A 20985-nucleotide genomic window follows, 5' to 3' on the forward strand; every position below is an offset into this window, starting at 1 on the left:
CGCGCCCGGCGCGCCGCCCTAGGCGCGCGGGGTGCGGAGAACCTGTCGCCCAATCGCATACTTGTGCACCTCGGTGGGGCCGTCGTACAGGCGGAAGGCGCGCATATCGCGGAAGATCATCTCCACCGGCGTCTCGTCGCTGATGCCGATACCGCCGAGTACCTGGACGCACCGGTCGGTGACCTTGAACAGCTCCTCGGACACGAATGACTTGGCCATCGAACTCTCGTGCCGGCCCTTGGCGCCGTTATCCATCATCCAGCAGGCGTGCCAGATGGTGAGGCGGCATTGATGCAGCGCGATCTCATTGTCGGCGAGCATGAAGGAGACTCCCTGGTGCTCGCCGATGGTCTTGCCGAACGAGGTCCGGGTGCGCGCGTAGTCGACCGCGATGTCCTGAGCGCGGGAGGCGGCCCCGAGCCACCGCATACAGTGCGTCAACCGCGCCGGCGCCAGCCGCAGCTGTGCGTACCGGAAGGCCTGGCCGGTCTCCCCGAGTAGCGCCTCACGCGGCAGGGTCAGATTGTCGAACCGCACCACCGCATGCCCTTCGGCATAGTTGCGGTCCATCGTGTTCATGATCCGTTCGATCACAATGCCTTCGGTGTCGCCATCACATAGGAACAGCGTGGGCCCCTCGGGCAGGTGGTCGTTGGCCTCCAGATTGGCCATGATGATCCACGTCTTGGCGCCGCGTGCTCCGGTGATGAGCCACTTGCGCCCGTTGATGACGAAGTTCTGGCCATCGAAGGTGGCCGAGGTCTTGAGCTGCGACGGGTCCGATCCGGCGCCGTCGGGTTCGGTCATCGCGAACGCCGAGCGCTGATGTCCCTCGATGACCGGGCGCAAGAACTTCTCGGACTGTTCCTCATTGGTGATCTTGCCGAGCAGGAACATATTGCCTTCGTCGGGCGCAGCGCAGTTCATGGCGATGGGTCCCAGGGTGGACCAGCCTGCCGCCTCGAAGATCACCGCTTGCCCGATATGCGAAAGACCCCAACCTCCATAGGATTCCGGCGCCTGCACGGTCAGCAGCCCGGCCTCTCGGGCCTTGCCGACGAGCTCGTTCCGCAGTTCGTCGGTGGGTCCGTGCGCGGTCAGACGAGGGTCGCGCTCGTAGGGAATCACGGTCTCGGTGACGAACTCGCGCACCCGCTGCGCCTTCGCGGCCAGCTCTTCCGGAATGCTGAAGTCGATCATATCTCTCCCTCGGTGAATTGTGTTGCCGCCCAATCAAGGACGGACATGGCAATGTTCTCGAAATCTGCGTATCCGGCGCCGATGAGATCACCGGACTGCCACTTGCGGTACAGCTGCATCCAGGCGACGGCGAGGCGGAGCCGCGCGCAGGCCACATGCCAGTGCAGCGGGCGCGGCTGCGTTCCGGCCGCGGCGAAGTAGGCATCGATAACGTCCCGGCGACTTCCGAATCCGGGTGTTGTGGTGGGCATCTGATGGACAGCACGCACGGCGGCCGGGTCACCCTGCTCCATCCAATACGAGACCAGAATCGCCAGATCAAATAGTGGGCAGCCACGGGTGGTCATATCCCAATCGATGACGGCGTTGGGAGACAACGTTTCCCGGTCGACAAGCATATTGTCGAGCTTGAGGTCCATGTGCAGCAGCGAAACTCCCGCGGGCTCGGGAATCTGCCGCTCCAGCTGTGAGGTCAGCTTCGTGACGACCCCGGGCAGGCCCTCGGGCCAGACGGCATGGGCCCGTCGAGTCCAACCGGTCAGCTGACGTTCCAGCAGGCCCTCGGGCTTGCCGAGTTCGCCCAATCCCACGGACTCGGGTTGCACCCGGTGCAGGGAGGTCATGGCTTCGATGAGGGTGGCGGTGATGCGTTCCGGGGCGTCTCCAGGTAGACCCTGCGGCAGCTCACCGCCGATCGCCAGTCCTTCCCGATACTCCAAAAACTGGAAGGGGGCACCCAGGACGTCCAGGTCGTCGCAGTACGACAGGCCTCGCGGAGCGAGTGTGAAGCCGTCGTTCAGACGCGAGAGCACTCGCCATTCGCGGGCCATGTCATTGGCGCCTTCGGCGATCGGACCCGCCGGCGGGCGGCGAAACACGGCCCGTTGGCCGTCGAGTGTCACCAGATAGTTGAGATTGGCCTTACCGCCGGCGAATTGTCGCGCCGTCGCCGTGTCGAGAGTGCGTCCCTGCCGCGTCGCCCACGCCGACAACGCAGCCCAATCCTGTGGCGTCGTCTCTGCTGTGGCGCGGAACACACGCGTTACCCTAGCCGCGTGCCCCAACCGGCTGGTTGGTTGGGTGGATGGTCACTCGTTTTCGCCGGTAGCGTCGATCAGCCGCCCCAGTATCCGCCGGAGTTCACGCTGATCATCGACACTCAGCCGGCCGAACATCTCGCCTTCCGCGGCCCAGATCGCCGACTCCACGCGTTTGAGTAACGCCTTGCCCTTGGCAGTAACCCGGGCCGGTAGCGCTCGCCCCGAGGCCGGCACCGTCGGCCTGGACACCAGCGAGACGTTCTGCAACCCGTTGAGAACCTGATTCATCGCCTGCGCCGAGACATTGTGCTCGCGTGCCAGCTCGGCACTGGTACGGCCGGGGCTCTCGTTGAGCATCCGCAGGCACATGAACTCCGGCATCCCGAGCCCGAGCGGCCGCAGCGCAGCAAGGACCTGCGGACGCATCACGGCACCGGCCCGGAACATCAGGTACCCCAGTGGCTCGGCCTCATCGGATTCAGTCATCGCAAGCATCCTGGCATGAACCGTCCAGGACGCACGCAGACTCGCGCCCATTGATGCGGCACACGCGAGCGGTGGGCCCGGCCGGAGCGCCCCGTTTGTCGGCCGCGCGCGAGAGCCCGGCGTCAACCGAGCGGGCGAGTCGTTGCCGGGCAATGGATTATCGCCCCACGCGAAATTCTCAGCGTACTCATATCAAGAACCTTGACATGCCTAATTCGGCGCCTGTATCAAGGGAGTTGATACAGATGCAGTCGGCGACAGGCCAGCTGCCTGATCATCAGAAAAGGAGAGTTAGATGTCTGATTCATTTGCAAGCTCCGAAGGTCGCGGCCCCGGTTTCGGTGGATTCGACGGACCTGGGTTTGGCGGACCCGGATTTGACGGACCGGGGTTCGGCCCCGGCGGTTTCGGTCTGCGAATCAAGCGCGCAGTCACCGCCTCACTGCTGCTTGACGGACCGGCCAGTGCCGCAGAGATCGTGCAGCGTGTCTCGGATACGACCGAGGGTGAGATCACCCTTCCCGAGCCCGTGGTGGCGCGAGTCCTCGAACGGCTGGCTCATCGCGGCGTCGTGAAGACCGATGACGGCGTAGCCGGCCTGACCGAGTTTGGCCGGAAGGTGCTCGCGAAGCGGGGCATCACCACGCACACCGCACAGGCGCTCCGAGCCAAGCTCTTCCCGAAACTCATCAACGTTCTCAAGCTCCGCTCGGGTCTGGCCGAAATCGCCGGACTGGCTCGCGTTATCGCCGTGACCGGAACGGACGAGCAGAAGGAAAAGCTGGCCGAGGCCAGCGCCACCCTCCTGACCACAGTCAACGAGGTCAAACGATCGCTACAGAGCGCTGTCGCCTAGGAGCCGTTCAGCACTGCCCGTGTGGCCGTCCCCGCTGGCCGCACGGGCAGTGAACGCCCCCTCGACGACGGTGACATCGTCCTCGATCGAGGCCTCCAATAAACTCCGCGAGTGACCCAAGACCACCTCTCGGTGCGCGGCCGGATCGCACTGGCCGCAGGACGCGCGGCGCGCTGGGCGTCCCGGATCAGCGGTCGCGGCGCGGGCTCCATGATCGGCGGGCTCGTCGCGCTCAAGTTGGACAGCTCGGTGCTGACGCAGTTGGGCCGCGGACGTCGCACGGTCGTGATCACCGGCACCAACGGCAAGTCCACCACCACCCGAATGACCACCGCCGCGCTCGCGACAGTGGGGCCGGTGGCCACCAACACCGAAGGCTCCAACATGGATGCCGGCCTGGTCGCCGCTCTGGCCGGGACCCGCGAGGCCGAGGTCGCGGTGCTCGAGGTCGACGAGATGCACGTGCCGCATGTCGCGGACGCCGTCAACCCAGCGGCCATCGTGCTGCTCAACCTCAGCCGTGATCAGCTGGACCGCGTCGGCGAGATCAACAACATCGAGCGCACCCTGCGCAAGGGGTTGTCCCGGCACCGCACCGCGGTGATCGTCGCGAACTGCGACGACGTCCTCATGACATCGGCCGCATACGACAACCCCAATGTCATCTGGGTGGCAGCGGGCGGCGGCTGGGCCGGAGACTCGGTGAGCTGTCCGCGCAGCGGGGAACTCATCGTCCGCGACGGAAACCATTGGTACAGCACCGGAACCGACTTCTCCCGGCCCGATCCGCACTGGTGGTTCGATGACGATCGAATCTATGGGCCCAGCGGAATCAGCCTGCCGATGTCTCTGACACTGCCCGGTACCGCTAACCGCGGCAACGCCACGCTCGCGGTGGCCGTGGCTGTCGAGCTCGGCGCCCGCCCCGGTCCGGCCGTCGATGCGGTATCCGCCGTCGATCAAGTGGCGGGCCGCTACCGCAGCATCCACCTGGGCGACCACACGGTGCGCCTGCTGCTGGCCAAGAATCCGGCCGGCTGGCAGGAGGCGCTGTCGATGGTCGATACCGACGCCGACGGACTCGTCATCGCGGTCAACGGACAGGTGCCGGACGGCGAGGATCTGTCCTGGCTATGGGATGTCAACTTCGAACATTTCGCGTGCGATAACCGTGCCGACGATGACATGACCACCGTGCCGCCTGTCGTCGCGTCCGGAGAGCGCGGCACCGATTTGGCGGTCCGGCTGACGTATGCCAGCGTCACACACACCCTGCACCATGACCCGGTACAGGCCATCAAGGCCTGCCCACCCGGCAAGGTCGACGTGATCGCCAATTACACGGCGTTCCTCAACCTCAACCGTGCGCTGACCAAAGGTGGTGCGGCATGAGCGAATCCACCGTCCGAGTCGGCCTGGTGCTGCCCGACGTCATGGGCACGTACGGCGATTCAGGCAATGCCGTGGTGCTCCGGCAGCGGCTGCGGATGCGCGGCATCGACGCCGAGATCGTGGAGATCACCCTGGCCGACCCCGTCCCAGACTCCCTGGACGTGTACACGCTGGGCGGAGCAGAGGATTACGCCCAGCGGCTCGCCACCCGCCATCTCATCGCGCATCCGGGATTGCAGCGCGCCGCTGAACGCGGTGCACCGGTGCTGGCGATCTGTGCGGCAATCCAGGTGCTCGGGCACTGGTACGAAACGTCATCCGGGGAGCGAGTCGAAGGCGTCGGGCTGCTCGACGTCACCACCAGTCCGCAGGAAAAGCGCACCATCGGTGAACTGGCCGGCGTGCCCATCATGGACGAGCTCGAAGACACCCTTACCGGATTCGAGAATCACCGCGGCGGAACGGTTTTAGGACCCGCTGCGGCTCCGCTGTCCAGAGTTGCCCGCGGTGCCGGGAACCGTGCCGGTGACGGTACCGACGGCGTGGTGCAAGGCAGCGTGATCGCCACCTACATGCATGGTCCGTGCCTGGCACGCAATCCCGAGCTGGCAGACCTGTTACTCGCTCGTGCCATGGGTGTGCCGCAGCTGACCGCGCTGGATCTGGACGAGGTAGCGCGGCTGCGTAAGGAACGGCTCAAGTCTTGAGCGGCGAGCGCACTCGCCTGTGCGGTTCCGCGGCCACGCCGATCTCCTAGTGCGCCACGTGCCGGATCGTGAATTCGAGTAGTCGATTACTCACGTAGGCACGGCCGTACGCGCAATACGTTCCTCGGGCATTCAAGGTTCATGCCGAACGCCCAAAGGAGCGATTGTGACAAGCGAATCAGTAACACGGTTCTTAAAGGCCGAACGGCGCAGTTTTACTGTGCCAGAAGAGAAATCGGTAATTGTCGATCCCAATGACCGCGAATGGGCGGAGGTGACACACCGCCTGGAAATCGCCGGATTCGACGACCTTCAGGCACTGCGGCTCGTCCCAGAGCGTTTGGGGAGGAGCGCACCGCACGCCAAGCCATAGCGGCCGACGACATCGAAGCACGCGAGATCGCCCGGCGTATGGCCGAAACCGTGGCCGAACACCCCGACGCCCAGGATTCTTGCTGTACACCGTGTGCCAGCAAGAGCGACGGGCGCGCGAGCTACCCAGCACGACTCGGTCAGCTCTACCGCGAAATCCGGCCGGTGACGCACACGAATCTGTCACGCGCAGTTGGCGATGCACTTGGGGTGCCGGTGGAGGTCGACAGTCTGGAGGCGAAGATCACCCATTCATTCGCCCAACGGTTCGCCGCACACGTCACCCACATACCGCTGGTAGTCGTGCTGTTCAAAGACATCGAGATCGGCAGAAACGCCACGCTGACATTGGGATCAAAGGCGAAGAGCCTGTGGGCCAACGACATCCGCATCCATTCCGGAGGGCGACTCGTTATCACTTCCAGCTACATCAAAATTCGCGCGACATCCGTCCGCGGCAACCTGGCCTAGACAGAAGGAAAAACAACCATGGCGAACATCATCAGCAATGGCCCAAACGGCGATGCCGGAGCAACAGGAGCGCAGGGTCCCCAAGGGCCCACGGGCGCGGCAGGGGCCATGGCGAACTGCAATTGGCTTGACGACGACTGTGCCACCCGAGGCGGGACCGGCGGAACCGGAGGCAACGGTGTGGCCGGCGGTCCAGGCGGACCGGGCGGCCACGGCGGCGTGATCGACTTCGAGGTAGAGACCTTCATGGACGGCGTATCGCTGCAAGCCAAGGGCGGCCGTGGTGGGAATGGCGGAACCGGAGGAGTCGGCGGAACCGGAGGCACCGGAGGCAAAGGCGGCGACGGAGACGACTGCGAATTCGGAAGAACTGGCGGCAATGGCGGGACCGGTGGTCGCGGCGGAGATGGAAATTTCGCCGGCCCCGGCGGCAATGGCGGCGTTATTCTCGTCAAGTGCCAGCACGACCTGTCCCTGGGCACTCATCCGATGGACGTGTCGGCGGGCACTGGTGGCAATGGCGGAATCGGTGGCGGCAGCGGTCCTGGCGGATCGGTGGGCGCGAACGGTGCGACGACCGGTGTGTTCTCGTCCTCATCGGACTGCAGTGGACCGGGACCTCAACCCAATCCGGGCGCACCCGGCGATCCAGGGACCTCGGTGACGGTGTCAGGAGCGCAAGGCAACCCCGGTCAGGCGCAATTCTTCATCGTCCCCTGAACGTAAGAAGGCACGTCAGAGGGGGCGGCGTCCGGCGAGGGCGCGCCCCAGAGTCAGCTCGTCGGCGAATTCCAGGTCCCCGCCCATCGGCAGACCGGACGCCAACCGGGTGACGGACAGCCCGGGGAAATCGCGCAGCATCCGTACCAGGTAGGTGGCCGTCGCCTCCCCCTCGGTATTCGGATCGGTGGCGATGATGACCTCCGAAATGGAGACCCCATCTTCTTCGGTTCCTATGCGCGTCAACAGCTCCCGAATGCGCAGTTGATCCGGGCCGACACCCGAGAGCGGGTCGAGCGCGCCACCGAGTACGTGATAACGACCGCGGAACTCTCGGGTGCGCTCGACAGCCTGCACATCCTTGGGCTCCTCGACAACGCAGACCAGTGCGAGATCACGTCGCGGATCCGAGCAGATACGGCAGCGTTCCTTATCGGAAACGTTCCCGCAGACCTCACAGAACTGAACGCCATCGCGCACCCGGGTCAGGGCCGCGGTCAGTCGATCGATATCGGGCGCCTCGACGCCCAACAGATGAAAGGCGATGCGCTGCGCGCTCTTAGGTCCTACGCCGGGCAGCTTGCCCAGTTCGTCAATGAGGTCCTGGACCGGCCCCTCAAACACCGGGCAATCCCAGCCCTCCACCAAGATCACCGAGACCGCCGGCGAGCGGGCCCAACCGCTGGCTTGCGAGTTCCTGCGTCTTCGCGGTCAGATCGGCGAGCGCACCGATGACCAGGTCCTGCAGCGTCTCGACATCTTCGGGATCGACGATTTTCGGGTCGATCTGCACGTTGGTCACTTCGCCGGTGCCCTTGCCGGTGATCCGCACCAGGCCGCCACCGGACTCCCCGGTGACCTCGGCCGCCGCGATCTGCGCCTGAGCAGCCATCAGCTGCTGCTGCATCTGCTGTGCCTGCGCGAGCAGGGCGGACATATCCGGGGCGCCTCCGGGTTGCATGTGTCTCCTTAAACGGCGGGTATCAAGTTGGTCACGCTCGCCGGGCCTCGGCGGGTCGTCAACAAGGGTAGCCGCCGCCCGGGCTACCGTGGCCAGGTGCGAGTGAGTTTTTGGCGTGCCGCGGGCCTGACTGGCGTGACGCTGCTAACGGCGGCATCCGTCACGGTGCTGCCCGCCGTCACACCGGCGGCCTCCACCAGCTTCACCGCCAGCGCGGCACCCGGTATCGCCGGACGCATCGTCGTGCTGGACCCGGGTCATAACGGAGCCAACGACGGCTCGATCAACAATCAGGTACCCGACGGGCGCGGCGGCACCAAGAGCTGCCAGACCAGCGGAACCGTCACCGACGGCGGATACCCCGAGCACACCTTCGCGTGGAACACCGTGCTGCTTATCCGTCAGCAGCTGACCCAGCTCGGCGTGCGCACGGCCATGACCCGTGGTGACGACGACAAGCTCGGCCCGTGTATCGACAAGCGTGCGGAGATCGAGAACAGCTTCAACCCCGACGCGGTGGTGAGCATCCACGCCGACGGCGGCCCGGCCGGCGGCCACGGCTTCCATGTCAACTTCTCAAACCCCCCGGTGAACGCCGTGCAAGGCGAGCCGACGGTGCGCTTCGCCAAGACCATGCGCGACAGCCTGCAAGCCGCGGGCCTGACACCGGCGACCTACATCGGCACCGGCGGGCTCTACGGCCGCTCCGACCTGGCGGGCCTCAACCTGGCCCAGCACCCGAAGGTGCTTGTCGAGCTCGGAAACATGAAAAACGCCCAGGACTCCGCGATGATGACCAGCCCCGAGGGCCGCGCCAAGTACGCGCAGGCCGTGGTTCAGGGCATCGTCGCCTACCTCAGCGGTACCGCACCGGCGCCGGGGGTAGACCCGGCGGCGGCGCCTGCACCCGGCGGTTAGGTCGCCGAACCTTCGACCGTCTTCTTCAGGTTGTCCAACACCTCGGCCTGAATTTTCTTGAGCCCCAACGGCGCAAAGGTCTTCTCGAAAAATCCCTTGATACCGCCGCCACCCGTCCACGCGGTCTTGGTGGTGACGGTGGAGCCGGTTCCGGCAGGCGCGACGGTCCAGCTGGTCACCAGCGTGGAGTTGGCGTCCTTCTCGATGACGGTATGTCCGGCCACGCTGACACTGGACTTGATGTCCCGCACCCGCGACTCCGTGGCCTGCAGCTTCCAGGCTGCGACGGTGCCCTCGCCCTGACCGCCTTCGAGCACCTGGTAGTCGCGGTAGTGACCGGACAAAATCTTCGGGCGCACAGTCTGGTAATCGGCAACCGCGGCGAGCACAGCCTCGGGTGCCGCGTCGATCAACACCGAACTGGACGCACTGACCTGACCCATGAGTTCTCCCTCGCTACGACTTGGTTCTACTACTGGTTGTAGTCGCAGTCTAAGGGTCGCCCACGAGATCGCCGAGGCGACGTTCACCGTCCACCGTCTGGCCACCCCGTTGCAGAAAGAGCGCGATTCTTTGGGTGCTGTGCACGTCGGCGAACGCCGCAACGATGGCTGCCCGCTCCGCGGCCAACCCCGGCTCCAGGTCGGTGACCAGCGCATCTACCGTGCTCTTGGCGCCAGCGATCAGTGCGAGCGGATTGACGGCGATGCGCCGGGCGAGTCGATTCACGAACCGCCACCCCTCATCGGGGTCCAGGGCACGATTCACCCAGCCGTATCGCTCCGCCAGGTCAGCATCGAAATCCTCGTGACCCAAAATCACCTCGAGTGCGCGCGCCCGACCCATGCCCTGGACCAAGTGCTGGGGGCCTGAACCCGCCGGCACGATGCCCAGACCCGTCTCCACCTGATTGAAGACGGCCTTGCCGCGCACCGCGAAGCGCATGTCCAGATTGAGGAGGAATTCGCTTCCCCCGCCCGCGACCCGACCCTCCACGAGGGCGATAGTGGCCTGGCGCAGCGCGCGAAACCTGCCGACCAAGCGTTGGAAGGATTCGACGGACTCGGCAGTACGGGCCGAATCCGTTTGCAGAATTTCGACATTCAGGTGCGCGATGAAGAAGTCGGGGTTGGCGCTGCCGAACAGCACCACCGTCACGTCGTCACGGTCGGCCAGCCATCGGGCCAGGCGCGACAGGCTCGCCATGAGTGGCCCGTCGAGCAGATTGAGTGGGCCGTTGTCGATTGTGACGGTCAAGATTCGGTCCGCGAGCACGCAGTGCAGACCGGTGAGCTCGGGTGGCATCAGAATGCGACGGATCCCGGCGGCAGCCCGAGTTCCACCCGTCCGAACAGCTCGTAGGCAGAATCGGTGTCGTAGACAACATGTGTGGACAGCGTGTTCACGTCACGCAGGTGACGCTGCAGTGGCGAGTCTTCGTACTGCGCGGAGGCACCGCACGCCTCGACGGCCTCGGCGATGGCCTGCTTGCAGACCTCGACAACGTAGGCGCAGTTGCGGCGCACCGCCACCCGATCCTCCGTCGTCAATCCCTCGCCGGAACGCAGCTTGCCCTCCACATCGCGCACTGTCTGCAATAGCAGGGCCCGCGCCGACTCTGCCTGCGCGGCAACATGCCCCATGCGGCGGTGCGCGGTGGCGAGTTTGGACTGCTCCTGCATCGAGTAGCGCATCACCCGGGTCTTGATCTTCTCGGTGAACAACTCCACCGTGCCCAACGCCATGCCCACCGCGGGCGCGGCCGCGACATTGGAGAGGGCACAGAACAGCGGTATGCGGTAGATCGCGGCGCCATGGAGGTCGGCGGACGGTGACTGTCCGCGCGCGAGCGGGCCGAACTCCTGCACCCGATGCTCGGGGACGAACACGTCATTGACCGCGATATCCATGCTTCCGGTGCCCCGCAGGCCGGAGGTGAACCAGGTATCGATGACCTCGAGATCATCTCGCGGAATCATGAAGGTGCGCAGATCCGGATATTTCGGCGCTTCCTCGTGCTGCACGACAGCGGCGACCGACGCCCACGATGAGTGCCAGACACCGCTGCCGAATTGCCAACGCCCACTTATCTTGTAGCCCCCCTCGATCGGTACGGCGACACCCGACGGCGACCAGCTGCCCGGAAACAGCAGGGGCGAGCCGGCGGGCACCGAGCCGAACATCTCGTCCTGCAGCTTCTCGGGGAACAATCCGGCGAGCCAGTTGTGAATTCCGTAGATACAGAATGTCCAGGCGGTCGATCCACAGACCTTGCCCACCTCGATGACCGCGCTGACCAACGTTTCCAGGCTGGCCTCGTCACCTCCGTAACGCCGCGGCGCCATCAGGCTGAACAGACCCGATTGCGACAGTTCGGCAATGGTCTCGTCGGGCATCCGGCGCAAGCGCTCCGCCTCGAGCGCCCGTGCGGCGATGTTGGGTGCCAGCTCGCGTGCCCGCTCCACGGCATCGGTCCGCACTGCTGTCGAACTCGTCATCAAAACCTCGCAACCTGCGTAATCATTAGGGGATGACACGCGATCGGACTGAAACTGAATCTCGATTCAGGTTTAATGTAGCCTTGGCTGGTGGTGATGTCTAGCGATTCCGCGATCCAGCCCGTCCCCGTCGAACAGCCCTCGACGCAACGTGGCCGCAGCACGCGCCGCGCCCTGATGGATGCGGCGCGTGAGGTCATCTCCAGGGTCGGGTACGCCGAGACCCGCGTCATCGACATCACCACCCAGGCCGGGAAATCCGTCGGGGTCTTCTACAACTACTTCACCGACAAGGCTGAGCTCCTGCGCACCATGGTCGACGAGTTCCGGGACGAGGCGTACACCCGCGGCGACACCGTCGAGACGGGTGATCGCGCACCGTACGAGGTGATCCGGGACATCGTCACCGTGTACTGGACCACCTATCGCGACCACGCACCGGTGCTCTCCGGGGTATTCCAGGCGGCGCAGATTGATCCGACATTCGTTGAGTACTGGCGGGACCTGCGTGCCCCGGCCCGCACGATGATCGCCAAAAACATTCGGCGGCTACAGAAACACGAGTACTGCCCGGGGATGGATCCCGATATCACCGCGTCGGCGATCGGGGCGATGATGGACTACTTCTGTTACGTCTGGCTGGTCGAGGGTGGCGAGACCGGGCGCAGCTCGATCACCGATGAGGAGGCCATCGATACGCTGGCCCGCATCTGGTTCAACGCGCTGTGGTGGAAATCCGAAGGCGCGCATGGTGCCACCTGACTGGGTGGTCGAACTTCTCTCCCGCGCAGAACTCGTGCCACTGGATGCGCAACCGGTGACCGGAGGGGTGTCCTCCGACGTGTGGCGCGTACGGCTGAGGTCGGGCGAATCGGTGGTGGCCAAGCGCGCCGTTGAACGGCTCCGTGTGCAGGCCCACTGGATAGCACCCCTGGAACGCAACACCTTTGAGGCCCGCTACCTCGTCCGTGCGTCACGGATCGTTCCGTCTTTCACACCTCGGGTTGTCACGTCCGCCGAGGATCTACACGCGTTCGCGATGACCGATCTGGGGCCAATCCCGTCCTGGCGGGAAGATCTGGCGGGCGGGCGCATCGACCCGGAGATCGGCGCGGTGCTCGGCGCACGCCTCGCCACCGTTCACGCCCAGACGGCCGGTGATGCCACGGTGGCAAGCGAATTCGCAGCCGACAATCTCTTCGAGGCGTTACGGATAGAACCGTACCTGCGCTACACCGCAGAGCGCCTCCCACAACACTCGACGATCCTGATGCGGCTGGCCGACGATCTCGCGGGCACGCACCTCGCGCTGGTTCACGGGGATGTGAGCCCGAAGAACGTCATCGTCACCGCGGACGGACCGGTGCTGACCGACGCCGAATGCGCCTGGTACGGCGACCCCGCGTTCGATCTGGCGTTCTGCCTTAATCACCTACTGCTCAAGCGAATATGGAAACCGCAGCACCGCGAACTGCTGCATGACACAAGCGTGCGACTCTTCGCCACGTACCTACAGGGGGTCTCCTGGGAGCCACCGGACGCGGTGGCCGCACGTACCGCACGCCTCCTGCCCGCTTTGGCTCTCGCCCGCGTCGACGGGCGTTCCCCTGTGGACTACCTATCTGCCGCCCAAAGGGATTCACTGCGCAACCGTGCGGGGCAGGCCCTCCATGAATCGGCCGCCGACCCGCTGGCCATCGCACAACAGTTAGAGGGATGATGACCGGAACACAAATCAGTGAAGTGCACGCACGGCGGGTGTGGGATTCACGGGGGCGGCCGACCCTCGAAGCGGAACTGCAGCTGGCCGACGGCAGCATCGGACGGGCGATCGCGCCCGCCGGAGCGTCCCGAGGCAGCGGTGAGGCCACCGATTTACGCGACGGCGGCCGGCCTTTCGCCGGCTACGACGTGACTTCGGCGGTCGGGGCCGCACGCGGCCTAGCAGAACATCTCGTGGGCGTCGACGCCACCGATCAGAAGGCCGTCGACACGGCGCTCACAGCGGCAGACGGGTCGGACGCGTTCTCCCACATCGGCGGGAACACCGCGGTCGCCATGTCGATGGCGGCCGCGCACGCCGCAGCCGCGTCCCATGGAATTCCGTTGTGGCGGTATCTGATCGGTGACCAAACCGCGGCGATGCCACTGCCGGAGATTCAAGTGATCGGCGGGGGCGCCCATGCCGCGCGCCGCACCGATGTCCAGGATTTCATGGTGGTACCGGCGGCCGCCGATAGCATCGAACAGGGACTCAACTGGGTGGCGGAGATCCATCGCGCTTGTGGGGCATTGCTTTCCGAGCGAGGCCGACTCGCCGGGGTGGCCGATGAAGGCGGCTGGTGGCCGGTGGTGGACTCCAACGAGGATGCTTTGGAACTGCTGGTCGCCTCCATCGAGCGGGCCGGCCTGCAGCCGGGCACCCAGGTCACCATCGCGTTGGACATCGCATCGAGCGAGTTCGGTAGTGGTGGCCGCTACCGCCTCGGGCTCGACGGCACCGAACTCGACTCCGACGCCTGGTCGGAGGTTCTGATCGGCTGGATCGATAAGTATCCGATCGCTTCCATCGAGGATCCCCTGGCCGAGGACGATCCGGCCGCCCTGGCCCAGTTCACCCAAGCAGTGGGACACCGCGTCCTGGTCGTCGGTGACGATTTCACGGTGACCAACGCCGGGCGCGTGCTCCGAGCAACCGCGGCCGGAGCATGTAACGGCTTGCTGGTGAAGCCAAATCAGGCGGGAACACTCAGTGCCGCCAAGTCTGCGCACGACACCGCTCACGACTGCGGATGGGACACCATCGTCTCCGCGAGATCGGGTGAGAGCGAGGACGTCACCATCGCGCACCTAGCGGTCGGCTGGGGTGCCGAGCAACTCAAGGTTGGCTCCATCACCAGATCTGAACGCACCGCGAAGTGGAACGAGCTGCTCCGCATCGACGAACAGCTTGGCGGAGCACCGATTCGGTTAGGACGATTGACCCTGGGTTAGTCGCGCTTGGTCGCCGAATCACGATCTCGGGTGCGCCTGGCCCGGAACCGGGCTAGCGTAGTAACTGTGCCTATCTCATTAGGATCGGCGCACGCCGAGGGAGTGAACCGGCTGCTACGGAGTTACCGGGCCATTCCCGCGACGGCGACCGTCCGCTTGGCTAAGCCCACGTCAAATCTGTTCCGCGCAAGGGCAAAGCCGACTACACCGGGCCTGGATATCTCGGGCCTCACCGGTGTCATTGACGTGGACAGGGTCAACAGGACTGCCGATGTGGCCGGCATGTGCACCTATGAGGACCTGGTCGCCGCGACACTCCCCCACGGTCTCTCACCGTTGGTGGTGCCACAGCTCAAGACCATCACGCTCGGCGGCGCGGTCACCGGACTCGGAATCGAATCCGCGTCCTTCCGTAACGGGCTTCCCCACGAGTCCGTTCTCGAGATGGACATCCTCACCGGCTCGGGCGAGATCATCACCGCATCGCCAGACCAACATGTCGATCTGTACCGCGGTTTCCCCAATTCGTACGGCACCTTGGGCTACTCGGTGCGTCTGCGTATCGAACTAGAGCCCGTGACACCGTTCGTTGCCCTGCGGCACATCCGATTCCACAATCTCGATGAATTGGTCTCGGGGATGGAGTCGATCGTGGACTCGGCGTCCTTCCAGGGCGAACGCGTGGACTACCTGGACGGGGTGGTATTCACGGCCGACGAGTCGTACCTGATCCTGGGCACCCAGACGGATGCACCGGGCCCGGTGAGCGATTACACAGGGCAACAGATCTACTACCGATCGATCCAGCACGCGAACGGAACCAGCAACGATCGCCTGACCATTCACGACTACCTATGGCGTTGGGACACCGACTGGTTCTGGTGCTCCCGCGCGTTCGGTGCGCAGAATCCGCGCATCCGCAGGCTTTGGCCACGAAAATACCGGCGCAGCAGCGTCTATTGGAAGATGATCGGCCTCGACCAACGCTACGACATCGCCGACCGTATCGAGAGATTCAACGGACGCGTGGCCCGGGAACGTGTCGTACAGGACGTCGAGGTGCCGATCACCAACACCGCGGAGTTCCTGCGGTGGTTCCTCGACGAGGTACCGATCGAGCCGGTGTGGCTGTGTCCGTTGCGGTTACGTGATAGCGAGGGATGGCCTCTGTACCCGATACGATCGGGACAGACATACGTCAACATCGGATTTTGGTCTTCAGTGCCCGCGGGCTCCGAAGACGGAGCCGCCAATCGGCTCATCGAATGCAAGGTCAGCGAGCTTGGCGGACACAAGTCGCTGTACTCCGAATCCTTCTACCCCCGTGATGAGTTCGAAGCCTTATACGGCGGCGAGCACTATCGGACACTCAAGAAGACGTACGACCCCGATAACCGATTGCTGGATCTCTATGCGAAGGCGGTGCGGCGACAATGACGACTACTCAGGCCAAGAATGAGCGCGGCGAGAACGGCAGGCTCTCGCTCGCCGAGATTCTGGAGATCATGGCGGCCGGGGACCTGCCGTTGCGCTTCAGCGCGTACGACGGCAGCAAGGCCGGTCCCGAGAATGCCGAACTGGGGCTCGACCTGTTGACACCGCGTGGGACAACATATCTGGCGACAGCTCCCGGCGATCTGGGGCTGGCACGGGCGTATGTCTCCGGCGATATCGAAATGCAAGGGGTGCACCCGGGTGATCCCTACGAACTGCTGAAGGCCATGGCCGACAAGCTGGACTTCAAGCGTCCACCGGCACGGGTACTGGCCAACATCGTCAGGTCGATCGGTTTCGAGCATCTGCGCCCCATCGCGCCGCCGCCGCAAGAGGCCCTGCCCCGCTGGCGTCGGGTGGTCGAGGGGTTCCGGCACAGCAAGACACGAGATTCCGAGGCCATCCATCACCACTACGACGTGTCGAACGCGTTCTACGAGTGGGTCCTCGGCCCGTCCATGACCTATACATGCGCGTGCTATCCAAATGTCGACGCCACCCTAGAGGAGGCGCAGGACAATAAGTATCGGCTGGTGTTCGACAAACTGGCGCTCCGGCCAGGAGACCGGTTGCTCGATGTGGGCTGCGGCTGGGGGTCGATGGTCAGGTATGCGGCGCGGCGCGGGGTGCACGCCATCGGTGTCACATTGTCGGCGGAGCAAGCCGCCTGGGCGCAGAAAGCCATTGCCGATCAAGGACTCTCGGATCTTGCCGAGGTTCGTCACGCGGACTATCGCGACACCACGGAGAGAGGGTTCGACGCGGTCTCCTCGATTGGACTGACCGAACACATCGGCATCGCGAACTATCCCGCCTACTTCCGGTTTCTGCAGTCACGCCTGAAGACCGGTGGCCTGCTGCTCAACCACTGCATTACCCGGCCCGACAACCGAACCTCTGCCGTCGCAGGTTATTTCATCGACCGCTACGTCTTCCCCGACGGCGAGCTGACCGGGTCAGGCAAGATCATCACCGAGATACAAAACGTTGGCCTGGAAGTGCTCCACGAGGAGAACCTGCGTCACCATTACTCGCTGACGCTCGCCGAGTGGTGCGCCAACCTCGTCGAACACTGGGACGAGGCGGTCGCCGAGGTAGGTGAGGCCACCGCGAAGGTGTGGGGGCTGTACATGGCGGGTTCACGACTGGGCTTCGAGCGCAACGTCGTTCAACTGCATCAGGTGCTGGCCACAAAGCTGGATGAACGCGGCGGATCCTCACTGCCGCTGCGCCCGTGGTGGCAGCCCTAACTGGGATCGATCTTGCGAGCGCCCAGCTCGTTCTGAAGTAGTTCCAGCGCAACCTCTTCGGGGTCGCGTCGCGGGCCGGTCTCGCCCTGTCCGGCCTCCGCGAGCATCTGCTCCTCCTCGTCCTCAGGGGACGACGGTTCCGGCTCGGGCTCGGGAGCTGCCTCCGGCTCGGGCGTGGGGCGGCTGGGCCGGGTCACCACCCGCGGCGGGGACTTGCTGGCCTTCTGAGCGGGAGCCGGAGCGCCGGCTTCTCCACTGCCCACCTCGCAGCGGATCTCCCAGTCCACACCGAGCGCGTCCTTCAACGCGTCCCGGATGACCTCGGCATTGCGCGACTCGGTGATGCGCTTGGCCAGCGGCGGCGAATCATGCGACAACACAAGGGTCTTACCCTCGATGGCGCGCACCGTGGCACCGGAGAGCATGACCTCGGTGGTGCGGCTGCGATCCCTCACCTTGGACCGGATCTCGGCCCAGGCGTTGCGGACAGCAGTGGTGTCGAGGGCGCCGGGCTGGTGCGGCGCAGGTGCCGGAGCGGGCTCCGGTTCTGGCTCTGGTTCTGGTTCTGGCTCTGGTTCCGGCGCAGGAGCAGGCGGTACTGGCTCCGGGGTCGGCTCAGGCTCAGGCGCCGGGGTGGGAGGGGGTGGCGCTGGCTCCGGAGTGGGTTCCGGTTCCGGAGCGGGTTCCGGTTCCGGTGCAGGAACGGGTGCCGGTGGCGCGGGGGCTGGTGTCGGCGCGGGAGGCTCAGGCGCCGGAGCCGGTGGCGCGGGTGCTTCCGCAGCCGGTGCCGCGGGGGCCTGCGACCTACGGACAAAGCGCGGCGCCGCGCCTCCCCCATCGGCCTCGGGTACCGACATGTCCAGACGCTTCTCGATGCGTTCGACGCGCTGCAGTACAGCCGATTCCGCATCCGCGGCTGAAGGCAGCAGTAGCCGGGCACACACCACTTCCAGCAGCAGCCGGGGTGCCGTCGCGCCACGCATCTCCCCGAGCCCGGCGTGCAGCACCTCGGCGTAGCGGGTCAGTGTCGCGGGGCCGATGCGCTCGGCCTGTTCACGCATCCGCTCCAGCACATCCTGCGGCGCGTCAACCACACCGCGCTCCGCGGCATCCGGAACGGCTTGCAGGACAATCAGATCCCGGAAGCGTTCCAGCAGATCTGTGCCGAATCGGCGCGGATCGTGTCCGGCATCCATCACGCCTTCGATGGCTCCGAAGACCGCGGCGCCGTCACCGGCGGCGAGGGCGTCGACCGCATCGTCGATCAGCGCGATATCGGTGACGCCCAGCAGCGCGAGTGCCCGCTGGTACGTGACGCGTTCCTCGTCCGCACCGGCAAGCAGTTGGTCAAGTACGGACAGGGTGTCACGGGGTGATCCGGCACCGGCACGGATCACCAGCGGATACACCGGATCGTCGACGGCGACGTTCTCCTGCGCGCAGATGTTCTCGACGAGTGTCCGCATCGTCTTCGGCGCCAGCAGGCGGAAGGGGTAGTGGTGAGTGCGCGACCGGATGGTGGGCAGCACCTTCTCCGGCTCGGTGGTGGCGAAGACGAAGATCAGATGCTCGGGCGGCTCCTCGACGATCTTGAGTAGCGCGTTGAAACCCGCGGTGGTGACCATGTGCGCTTCGTCGATGATGAAGATGCGGTAGCGCGACTGCGCGGGTGCGTAGAAGGCTCTGTCGCGTAGTTCACGGGTATCGTCCACTCCACCATGGCTGGCGGCGTCGAGTTCGATGACATCGACGTTCCCCGAGCCGTTGGGCGCCAGCGCGACACATGAATCGCAGATTCCACACGGCGTCGAGGTGGGTCCCTGCGCACAGTTCAGTGAGCGGGCCAGGATGCGCGCGGAGGACGTCTTACCGCAGCCACGAGGCCCCGAGAACAGATAAGCGTGGTTGATTCGGCCGGCGTCCAGCGCGGTGGTCAACGGTCCGGTGACGTGCTCCTGGCCGATAACTTCGGCGAAAGTCGCCGGGCGATACTTGCGGTACAGGGCCACGGGGAGCAAGGGTACCGGCGAACGCAGACGGTCACATGCGGCCGCCTCCCACACTCCGGTCGCCAAGTTAGAAAAAAGTTTGCTACTGTCCGCTCATGCCTACCTTCAAGGTGAACATCACCACTGTGCTGACTCTGGGCGTCAGCGTCATCTCCCTCGCGTTTACCTCTGCTTGTTCCGGAGAAACTGCCAACAAGCCGTCGGCGGAAAGTTCGCCTTCCGCCAGTGCCCCGACTTCGTCCACACCCGCAGTCAAGTTACCTGCTGTCCCGCTCGAGAGCCTGATGCTCACGCGCGCAGACTATCCCGAGGGGGATGGAAAGTTCGTCGTCCAGGACAAAGCGGACATCAAGAAGGACGACGCGGAACGGCCCGACCCGGTCGTCACCCCGGCGGTCTGCGATGAGGTGATCAACGAGGACAAGAAAAACGACGACAAGTTCGACAAGGCGCGCACCAAGTACTCCACCGATACCCTCGACGCGGACAGCACCGTGTCGATCGGCATAGACGGTTCGTTTGCCAAAGCCGAAGAGGGCGCGAAGAAATGCCCGTCAGTGACATTCGAAATCAACGGCATCACCGTCAACGCCGATGTCACCTTCACCGACGTCCCCGGAGCAGCGGCGGAGGCCAAGAAGCTGGTGCTCGTGGGCCACGCGACGGCACGTGGACAGCAGGTTCCCATCCAGAGCACCATTCTCGGTGCATACCCGCGCGGCACGTCGGTGAAGGTGTCGGTGACCCGTACAGCCGAGCCCTGGACTGACACCGACGATGCCTTTGCTTTAGCGCTGCTCAACAAGCAGATTGCCAAAGTGAAGGAAGCGCCGTAGCCACACGAAATGGCCGCTAAGGTCCGTACATGACGACACGTCGCGTTGATATGAACACTGTGTTGGCGGTTGGCGCGAGTGTCATCGCACTCGCATTCACCTCCGCTTGTTCGAAGGACTCGCCGAGTAATACCCCGGCACCGTCCTCGAGTACCCAGAAGGCCGACGAGCCGAGCGTGAAGTTGCCCGAGGGCCCGGCGACTGCGCTGTTGCTGACCCGCGAGGACTTCCCCGCGGGCAATGGGACGTTCAGCATCGAGGACAAGCTCAAACTCGACAAGGACAAGCAGGGCAAGTCCAAGCCTGAGAAGGTCAACCCGCCCGGATGCTACGAGTTCATTTCCGAGGGAGACGGCGATTACGACAGGGCGCGGGCCAAATACGACTCGGACACCGTGACGGCGGAGAGCAGTGTCGGGCTCGGGATCAAGCAGTCATTTGACGACCTTGCGAAGCGCGCCCAGGAATGCGCGTCGGTCCAGATGGAAGGTGATGGCGTGGCGATGAAGGCGCACGTCTCCATCACCGATTTGCCTGGCGCCTCCGTGGAGGCCAAGTTGGTGAAGGTCGGCGGCCTGCTCGGACCCGAGGGAGATCAGATCGGCGTCGAGTCTCATATCGCGATCGCCCATCCTCGGGGCACGACCGTCAGGATCGAGGTCGATCGATTCATCGATCCGTGGACACCTGATCAGGACACGCTGGTGTTGGATCTACTCAACAAGCAGATCGCCAAGGTACAAAAGGCGCCGTAGGCGAATCCGCACATAATGGATGGGGG

23 protein-coding genes are annotated in these 20985 nt (G+C 64.9%); 14 read left to right on the plus strand and 9 right to left on the minus strand.

Annotated elements, in window-relative coordinates; all coding sequences use genetic code 11:
• Positions 1–18 precede the first annotated feature (18 nt).
• Genes B4400_RS11420 through B4400_RS11430 form a run of 3 tightly spaced genes read right to left on the minus strand, consistent with a single transcriptional unit; the run spans position 19 to position 2735 of the window.
• Entirely contained in the window at positions 19–1200 is a 1182-nt protein-coding gene (locus B4400_RS11420) for an acyl-CoA dehydrogenase family protein (RefSeq protein WP_078311183.1), read from the minus strand.
• Entirely contained in the window at positions 1197–2264 is a 1068-nt protein-coding gene (locus B4400_RS11425; protein ID WP_078311184.1) for a phosphotransferase family protein, read from the minus strand. Before B4400_RS11425 ends, B4400_RS11420 begins: the two co-directional genes overlap by 4 nt.
• 24 nt (positions 2265–2288) lie before the next feature.
• Entirely contained in the window at positions 2289–2735 is a 447-nt protein-coding gene (locus B4400_RS11430; RefSeq protein ID WP_078311185.1) for a MarR family winged helix-turn-helix transcriptional regulator, read from the minus strand.
• Between the two features lie 286 nt (positions 2736–3021).
• Here B4400_RS11430 and B4400_RS11435 point away from each other — a divergent pair, with 286 nt between their 5' ends.
• From B4400_RS11435 to B4400_RS11460, 6 genes are all read left to right on the plus strand, one after another.
• Positions 3022–3582, plus strand: a complete 561-nt coding sequence (locus B4400_RS11435; protein ID WP_078311186.1) for a hypothetical protein — start codon at positions 3022–3024, stop codon at positions 3580–3582.
• A gap of 111 nt (positions 3583–3693) precedes the next feature.
• Positions 3694–4974 (plus strand): Mur ligase family protein, encoded by a 1281-nt coding sequence (locus tag B4400_RS11440; RefSeq protein ID WP_139360208.1) that lies wholly within the window; start codon positions 3694–3696, stop codon positions 4972–4974.
• Positions 4971–5681: a type 1 glutamine amidotransferase gene (locus tag B4400_RS11445; RefSeq protein ID WP_078311187.1), complete on the plus strand. Its 711-nt coding sequence runs from the start codon at positions 4971–4973 to the stop codon at positions 5679–5681. The genes B4400_RS11440 and B4400_RS11445 overlap by 4 nt, the downstream gene beginning before the upstream one ends.
• A 166-nt stretch (positions 5682–5847) precedes the next feature.
• Positions 5848–6054: a hypothetical protein gene (locus B4400_RS24635; protein WP_170914980.1), complete on the plus strand. Its 207-nt coding sequence runs from the start codon at positions 5848–5850 to the stop codon at positions 6052–6054.
• A 38-nt stretch (positions 6055–6092) separates the two neighbouring features.
• Positions 6093–6524 carry a hypothetical protein gene (locus tag B4400_RS24900; RefSeq protein WP_286151280.1) on the plus strand — a complete coding sequence of 144 codons (432 nt, stop codon included), beginning with the start codon at positions 6093–6095 and terminating at the stop codon, positions 6522–6524.
• A gap of 18 nt (positions 6525–6542) precedes the next feature.
• Positions 6543–7244, plus strand: a complete 702-nt coding sequence (locus B4400_RS11460; RefSeq protein ID WP_078311188.1) for a hypothetical protein — start codon at positions 6543–6545, stop codon at positions 7242–7244.
• Positions 7245–7259: 15 nt separating this feature from the next.
• Here B4400_RS11460 and recR read toward each other — a convergent pair whose 3' ends face one another.
• Both recR and B4400_RS11470 read right to left on the minus strand, forming a co-directional pair.
• The gene (gene recR / locus B4400_RS11465) at positions 7260–7868 is read right to left on the minus strand and encodes a recombination mediator RecR (protein ID WP_078311189.1); all 609 of its coding nucleotides are present in this window, start codon (positions 7866–7868) and stop codon (positions 7260–7262) included.
• A complete protein-coding gene (locus B4400_RS11470; RefSeq protein WP_078311190.1) occupies positions 7861–8205 on the minus strand; it encodes a YbaB/EbfC family nucleoid-associated protein in 345 nt (114 codons plus the stop codon). The genes recR and B4400_RS11470 overlap by 8 nt, the downstream gene beginning before the upstream one ends.
• A 165-nt stretch (positions 8206–8370) precedes the next feature.
• Between B4400_RS11470 and B4400_RS11475 the strand changes: the two genes are divergently transcribed.
• Positions 8371–9123, plus strand: coding sequence for an Rv3717 family N-acetylmuramoyl-L-alanine amidase (locus B4400_RS11475; RefSeq protein WP_078311230.1), 753 nt, complete (start codon positions 8371–8373; stop codon positions 9121–9123).
• Here B4400_RS11475 and B4400_RS11480 read toward each other — a convergent pair.
• Genes B4400_RS11480 through B4400_RS11490 form a run of 3 tightly spaced genes read right to left on the minus strand, consistent with a single transcriptional unit; the run spans position 9120 to position 11621 of the window.
• Complete coding sequence (locus B4400_RS11480; protein WP_078311191.1) at positions 9120–9566, minus strand: SRPBCC family protein; 447 nt, start codon at positions 9564–9566, stop codon at positions 9120–9122. The two genes, B4400_RS11475 and B4400_RS11480, sit on opposite strands and share 4 nt — an antisense overlap.
• Positions 9567–9615: 49 nt before the next feature.
• Entirely contained in the window at positions 9616–10428 is an 813-nt protein-coding gene (locus B4400_RS11485) for an enoyl-CoA hydratase/isomerase family protein (RefSeq protein WP_078311192.1), read from the minus strand.
• On the minus strand, positions 10428–11621 hold the full coding sequence (locus tag B4400_RS11490) for an acyl-CoA dehydrogenase family protein (RefSeq protein ID WP_078311193.1): 1194 nt from the start codon (positions 11619–11621) through the stop codon (positions 10428–10430). The genes B4400_RS11485 and B4400_RS11490 overlap by 1 nt, the downstream gene beginning before the upstream one ends.
• Positions 11622–11711: 90 nt before the next feature.
• On the opposite strand from B4400_RS11490, the gene B4400_RS11495 reads away from it, so the two are divergent.
• From B4400_RS11495 to B4400_RS11515, 5 genes are all read left to right on the plus strand, one after another.
• Positions 11712–12383 carry a TetR/AcrR family transcriptional regulator gene (locus B4400_RS11495; RefSeq protein ID WP_176112818.1) on the plus strand — a complete coding sequence of 224 codons (672 nt, stop codon included), beginning with the start codon at positions 11712–11714 and terminating at the stop codon, positions 12381–12383.
• On the plus strand, positions 12370–13341 hold the full coding sequence (locus B4400_RS11500) for a phosphotransferase family protein (RefSeq protein ID WP_078311194.1): 972 nt from the start codon (positions 12370–12372) through the stop codon (positions 13339–13341). Before B4400_RS11495 ends, B4400_RS11500 begins: the two co-directional genes overlap by 14 nt.
• Complete coding sequence (gene eno / locus B4400_RS11505) at positions 13341–14615, plus strand: phosphopyruvate hydratase (protein WP_078311232.1); 1275 nt, start codon at positions 13341–13343, stop codon at positions 14613–14615. The genes B4400_RS11500 and eno overlap by 1 nt, the downstream gene beginning before the upstream one ends.
• A gap of 66 nt (positions 14616–14681) precedes the next feature.
• Positions 14682–16052, plus strand: a complete 1371-nt coding sequence (locus B4400_RS11510) for an FAD-binding oxidoreductase (RefSeq protein WP_078311195.1) — start codon at positions 14682–14684, stop codon at positions 16050–16052.
• The gene (locus tag B4400_RS11515) at positions 16049–17359 is read left to right on the plus strand and encodes a class I SAM-dependent methyltransferase (protein WP_078311196.1); all 1311 of its coding nucleotides are present in this window, start codon (positions 16049–16051) and stop codon (positions 17357–17359) included. The genes B4400_RS11510 and B4400_RS11515 overlap by 4 nt, the downstream gene beginning before the upstream one ends.
• Here the strand turns inward: B4400_RS11515 and B4400_RS11520 are convergent.
• Positions 17356–19368, minus strand: coding sequence for a DNA polymerase III subunits gamma/tau (locus B4400_RS11520; protein WP_078311233.1), 2013 nt, complete (start codon positions 19366–19368; stop codon positions 17356–17358). The two genes, B4400_RS11515 and B4400_RS11520, sit on opposite strands and share 4 nt — an antisense overlap.
• 284 nt (positions 19369–19652) lie before the next feature.
• On the opposite strand from B4400_RS11520, the gene B4400_RS11525 reads away from it, so the two are divergent.
• A complete protein-coding gene (locus B4400_RS11525) occupies positions 19653–20204 on the plus strand; it encodes a hypothetical protein (RefSeq protein ID WP_078311234.1) in 552 nt (183 codons plus the stop codon).
• Between the two features lie 29 nt (positions 20205–20233).
• Positions 20234–20959 (plus strand): hypothetical protein, encoded by a 726-nt coding sequence (locus tag B4400_RS11530; protein WP_078311197.1) that lies wholly within the window; start codon positions 20234–20236, stop codon positions 20957–20959.
• Positions 20960–20985 lie beyond the last annotated feature (26 nt).

Source organism: Mycobacterium sp. D16Q13 (genome assembly GCF_002013375.1).
Taxonomy (GTDB): domain Bacteria; phylum Actinomycetota; class Actinomycetes; order Mycobacteriales; family Mycobacteriaceae; genus Mycobacterium.